The 5,969-nt window shown below is 59.7% G+C and carries 3 protein-coding genes; 2 read left to right on the forward strand and 1 reads right to left on the reverse strand.

Annotated features, from left to right (window positions below; all coding sequences use genetic code 11):
* Positions 1 to 2,681, reverse strand: a 2,681-nt coding sequence (locus tag ABX749_RS18660; protein WP_372897289.1) for a PQQ-binding-like beta-propeller repeat protein, incomplete at its 3' end; no start/stop codon positions are given.
* 380 nt (positions 2,682 to 3,061) lie between these two features.
* Between ABX749_RS18660 and ABX749_RS18665 the strand changes: the two genes are divergently transcribed.
* Positions 3,062 to 5,143 carry a DUF1592 domain-containing protein gene (locus ABX749_RS18665; RefSeq protein ID WP_372897290.1) on the forward strand — a complete coding sequence of 694 codons (2,082 nt, stop codon included), beginning with the start codon at positions 3,062 to 3,064 and terminating at the stop codon, positions 5,141 to 5,143.
* The coding region (locus ABX749_RS18670) for a DUF1552 domain-containing protein (RefSeq protein WP_372897291.1) at positions 5,140 to 5,969 on the forward strand (830 nt) is incomplete at its 3' end. The genes ABX749_RS18665 and ABX749_RS18670, both read left to right, overlap by 4 nt.

The raw sequence follows: 5,969 nt of genomic DNA on the forward strand, positions 1-5,969 counted from the left end.
GCTTCTTTGTAGGGTTTGGGAGTCCCCGGTGCCAACGGCTGTTGGCGAGCCAAGTTAACGAATTGGCTGCCTTCGTAACTGGCGTCGTGGCTAAGCTGGCAGCCGTCGCTGCACTGATAATCCAACGAGACGTATTTTCCGTACGCCGGATAATACGGGTAGAACGCCGTCCGGAATTGCGAATTGACTTGAGCCCGTGGCGTGTTGAGGCACTCCAGTGTTTCCAGGTCATAGCGCGCCGTCTCGTACACGCCGCCGGCAAGAAATCGCAGTTCATCATCGACGATCGTCAGGTTGCCCTGCAGACTGATGCCGTTGTTGACTTCACGTTCCAACGTTCCCGACGTCGTGTTGGAAACCTTTAACGCTCCCGTCCGCGCATCGAGTGCGACGACGTGGGTGCCGTCGTAGTGCGTGATCCCCGCAGCCGCGTAAACCGTGTCACCGTCGACCACCACGCCGCCCGCGACGGGCCATGCGGAAACAAGACGGTCATAGACGGAGATCCAATAATCTTTCGGACCGACGCGGTACGACCACAGGAATCGTCCGTCCCGGGCCGCGAAGGCGTAGACTCGTCCGTCGGCTGACCCCACGTAAACGCGATCGTGGGCGACCGCCGGCGGGTAATAAATCGGTCCGGCCGTGTACGTCTTCCAGACCGACTTTCCCTCCCCGTCGATCGCTTGGACGGCACCGGTGCGATCGGCGATGAAGACCAAGTCGCCGGCGGTGACCGGCGCGGTCGGCAACGCATCGCGACAAACTTGGACCGCCCACCGTTGTTGGACAGCCTCGGGGATCGCCACCGGTGAGGTGTCCGTGCGAGCATTGTTGCCGCGGTAGGTGGTCCAGTCCCCGGGATGGATGTCCAGCGATTGGACCGCCGCCTCGATGTCGCCGCGGACCAAGCGGGGTTCGTTCGAGTCGTCCGTTTCGTCGGCCGCATCGTCCCCGGGGCGCAGACCGATGTTGCCGTAGAGCGACAATTGGCAACCACACATCCAAGGCCCCCAGTACAGATGTCCGCCGGCGATAATGACGCCATCCTGACACGGCGGACGCATCGGGTCGATGTGCTGGGCCGTGTTGGACTCCGTCAGCACTCGAACGGTGCCGCCGTTGGCACGATAGAAGATGCTGTCGGCGCAACCGGTCGCGCGCGTGCAGGCGCGGCGGGCGGGAAACGTCGCCAGCACGTCGCCCGTTTCGTAGTTGAACTTCATTCCGTTTTCTGACTTTTGCGGACCGGCCGCCCAAACGCCGTCGTCACGAAGCACCAGTTGCAGATTGCCCGTCGGGTGTGTCCAGGCAAGTTTGCCGTCGTGAGCGGAGGCGACGACCATGCGAGCGCGTTGGGGTCCGGCAAAGAACAGGTAGTCCGCATTGCACTTCATGTAGCACGTGGTGGCGTAACCGGTGATGTAGTGCTGTGCCTTTTGATTGTCGCCGATCGCATCCAAGAGGTCTTTGTCGGTGTTCTTCCAGTTCAGCTTTCCCGTGTACCGATCGATCGAAGCCAGGAATTTGCCAGGGCAATAACAGAAGATCTGACTCTCGTTCATGCACACCGCGCGGGCGTCTAAGAACTCGTCATCCCGATAGTGCCACAGGCGTTCTTTCGTTTTCAGATCGATCGCGACCAGCGTTCGACCGAAGCCGAACGAGGTACGGGGGTCGTTGTAGTCGTGGCCGTCCCACATGCCCCAAGGCCAGTGCCCCAGCCCGCGTCGAATGGCGCGTTGGGTTTCCAGTTTGGCTTCGGGGTTACCGACCATCGCGAACAGGATTCCGTGACGCATCGCCATCCACTTCCAGACCGGGCCGTCACTGATGTCGGTCCCCACCTTGATTTCATCGATGGTTTCTCCGGTTCGACCATCGATGATTTTGCAGGCTTCGTGGTCGCCCAGGTAAAGCGCGTCGTCGGTCGCGACCATCGTGTTGCGGTGCAGCATGAAACCGGGGGAAAGCGGACGTCGCCATAGGATCGTTCCGTTGTAGGCGTTGATGCACAACAACGTATTGAGCATTTCGTTCTGGTTGGCTTTGTGGGCGATGTGCCCCATCGCTTTGTAGATCCGCCCGCCGGCGACGACCGTCTGTTCCGGCATGGGACTGAATTTCGGGTACCCGATGAACTGGGTTCGCAAGCTGCCACGAACCAATTGGTCGTCGGATTGCGGATTGTTGTCCGGGCCGTGATACGGATGAGACCAATCGTCGGCGCCCTCGGGAACCGGCTTGGTGAAGGTTTGGTCGCCGAGAAACGCCACACCTTTGGGACGCAAGACGCGTAAGATTTCTTGCCGTGATGGGGCGCGGCTGTCGGATTCGAAGACCAGCACGCGGTCGGCCATGTTGTTGCCCAGATGAATGGACCGACCCGATCCCGTTTCGACGAACAAACGCGTTCCCAAAACACCCGCCGCATCGGCAACTCGTCTCACGTCGTGGGCCTGGCGAGCATCAGGGGTTTGGAAATAGACCGTCAGTTCACTGGCCTGGCACAGGTCGATCAAGTAGTCGACGTTGTGGTCGGGTAATCCGACGAGCGCGACGATGCCCTTGTCGATCTCCATTCGCTTGAGATCATCGTCGGCTTGTCCGCCCAGAACGGTCGCGACGCCGCAGAACATCATCGTGGCCAGAATGGCCGGAGACACGGATCGGAGTACCATCGTTTCGTCCCGTTGCATGGGGGTGACTGCCCAGACCAATCGGCCATTGTAACGAGCTTTCTGGTCGGGTGGCGTCTCTGGGCGGCACACCAGCACGTGGCGTGAGCCAGTGGCGCGTGTGGGGTGTGGATCAATCACGCGCCGGTCGCTAGCGCGCCCCGCCGGGCGCCGGTCGCTGACGCGTCCCGCTGGGGTGGCGGGGTGGCGTCGTACGTGGCCGCAACCGATAGGCCTGCGGCAACGTTGGCGTGACGGGCTCGGACAGGTTAAACTTGACGTTGGCCGAAATCCGCCAAGACTCCACCGCCGGCGATTTCCGCTCCTGCCTCCCACCCGCCCCTCTTGGTCATCCCTCCACGCACTCGCGGAATTTGCCAGTGATGCCGAATCACGCATTCCAGAAACTCTCGGCCCTGGCGATCATCGTCCCGCTTCTGCTGTTGGCGTGTTTTTTCTGCTCAGCCGCCGCGTCCGACGCCGATGCCTTTACCGAGACCCTTGCACCGGCACTCAAGCAGCACTGTGTCAAATGCCATGGCGCGAACGACGAAATCGAAGGCGACGTGAACTTGCTGGCGGTACGTGCGGAAGGTCTCTCACAAAACACCGAACTCGTCCGCGGTTTGATCGATGTGCTCGATTTGGAGGAGATGCCGCCGGAAGACGAACCACCGCTGGACCCGAAACTGCGTCGTAAATTGGTTTCGGAACTCAAAGCGATCCTACAGGCGGCCGTCGCCGAGAAGAAGGCCTTTGCCCACACTCCGATCCGGCGGATGAATCGTTTTCAATACAACAACGCCGTGATCGATTTGTTCGATCTAAAATGCATCGTCTTCACCCTTCCCGAGCGGATGGTGCGCGAGCACAAAGGGTACTTTCAACCGGAAACCGGCCGGATGGCCGAGGTTGTTTCGGTGGGAAGTCGTCCGCTGGGCAAGTCGCAACTGATCGAACCGCGTTTGGCGGGTGTGGCGGCGTTTCCGCAAGACCTCCGTGCCGAACACGGTTTCGACAACCGCGGCGACCACCTCTCGTTGTCGCCCTTGTTGATGGAAGCGTTTCTTGCGCTCGGGCAATCGATCACGCAAAGTCCCGATTTTGTTCCCCACAACGTCGGCATCTGGCAAACGTTTTTTGCCGCGCCGGCAGACGATGCCGACTTGGACGCGGAACTGCGGCAGCGCCTGAAACCCTTTCTGTCCCGCGCCTTTCGACGCCCGGTCGGCGACGACGTTCTCGATCGATACGTCCGATTCACGTTGCGACAGCTCACCGCGGGAGTCGAATGGACCGATGCGATGAAATCGATCGCCGCCGCCACGATTTCATCGCCAACGTTTCTCTATCTGTACGATCGATCCGGCGATTCGACGACGGCCCAAGCCGTCGATGATTTGGAACTCGCGTCACGGCTGTCGTTTTTCTTATGGGGCAGCATCCCGGATGCAGAACTGTTGGAGCTTGCCGCGGCGGGCCAATTGAAACAGCCCGAAACCTTGGATGCCCAGGTCGCCCGGATGCTCAAGGACAGAAAACTGAAACGGTTCTGTGACAGTTTTCCGGCTCAATGGCTGCAGTTGGAACGGATCATTTCGTCGGTTCCGAATCCGCAGAAGTATCCGGAGTTTTACTTCGCCAAGTACCGCGACAGCATGCACATGATGATCGAACCGCTGCTGTTGTTCGAAACCGTCTTGATCGAAAACCATCCCATCACACAGTTGATTGACTCCGATTTCACCTACCGCTCGGTGTTGTTGGAAGATGCCTATGGCGAGCTTCGTAGCGAATCTTCGGACATCCAGAAACGGGGCGGCGGGGTGACGGTGTTGGAGTTTCGTCGGGTTCCCGTGTCGGATCGGCGCAGTGGAGGCGTGATCACCAACGCCGCCGTGATGACGATGACCTCTGGTCCCGACCGAACTCAACCGATCACGCGTGGGGCTTGGATCGCGACCGCCATTTTCAACAATCCGCCCGACCCGCCGCCGGCCGATGTGCCGCCGTTGGGTGAGAAACCGCCGGCCGGTGAAGAACACCTAACGCTACGCGAGAGGCTTTCTCTGCACCGTGAACGAAGTGATTGCAAGGGATGTCACGAGCAAATCGATCCGCTGGGATTCGCGTTGGAAAACTATGACCCGGTCGGCCGGTGGCGAAGCCAGTATGAAAACGGGCGGTCGGTGGACGTCGCGGGCACCTTGTTTCGCAAGCATGCGTTCAAGGACGTGGTCGAATTCAAGGATGCGGTGCTGGCCGAGAAAGATCGTTTCACCCGCGCGTTGGCCGGCCACCTGCTGTCCTTCGGGCTCGCCCGTGAATTGTCGGCACCGGATCAGATCGCACTGGACCAAATCGCCGCTGCAACGGCCGACGATGGTTACAAGATCCAAACGCTGATCAAGGAAGTGATTCGGAGCGAACCCTTTCAAAGTAAAACCAACCCCAAGGCCGAATGATGCACCGCACTTCACGACGAACCTTCCTCCGCGGACTCGGCGGCGCGGCGTTGTCGCTGCCTTGGATGGAAAGTCTGGCGACGGCCGGATCGGCGATCAGCGTGCCCAAGCGGATGGCGCATTTCTACGTGCCGATCGGTGTCGTCCGACGCGGGTTCTTTCCCGGCGAGGCCAACGATGTGATCCCCAAAGGGAACCTCGGCAATGTCATGACGTCGCTGGGTAAGCAGGATCCCTTTTTCAGCGTCAAACCGCTGGGCGAGCTGACGCCCACGATGCGACCGCTGGAACCCTTCAAGAACAAAATTAATTTGATCACCGGGATGGACCGGACGTTCCAGCAAGGGACCGATGTTCACGCGCAATGCGCCTCGTGTTACTTGAGCAGTGCGGAACCGTACACGATCAAAGGCACCGCCTGGCCGTTGGATCGAACGCTGGATCATCTGGTCGCCGATCGAGTCGGGAAGGCGACGCCGTTTCCGACGCTCGAATTCAGTTGCAACAGTCACCGCGATAACAAGGAATCGATCTACTTTGACAACATCTCGTGGTACGGCACCGGACACCTTGCACCGTCGATCCGCGACCCGCGGAAGATGTATCACCGACTGTTTTCGACGCAGGAAATCGATCGCTACCGTGACGTGACCGATCTCGTTTTAGAGGACGCCAAGTCGTTGCAACGCGACCTCGGGTACGCCGACCGGTTGAAATTCAACGAGTATTTCGATTCGATTCGCACGATCGAAACGCAAATGGATCGGCTGGAAAACATGAAGGCTGAACTTGCCAAAGTCGACTTCGACGAACCGCCCGAAGCCTA

The sequence above is a fragment of the Stieleria sp. genome (assembly GCF_041595215.1).
Lineage (GTDB): Bacteria > Planctomycetota > Planctomycetia > Pirellulales > Pirellulaceae > Stieleria > Stieleria magnilauensis.

Excerpts from the sequence above, each read along its gene's own strand:
- ABX749_RS18665 (WP_372897290.1), top strand. The coding sequence starts at position 3,062 with ATGCCGAATCACGCATTCCAGAAACTCTCGGCCCTGGCGATCATCGTC.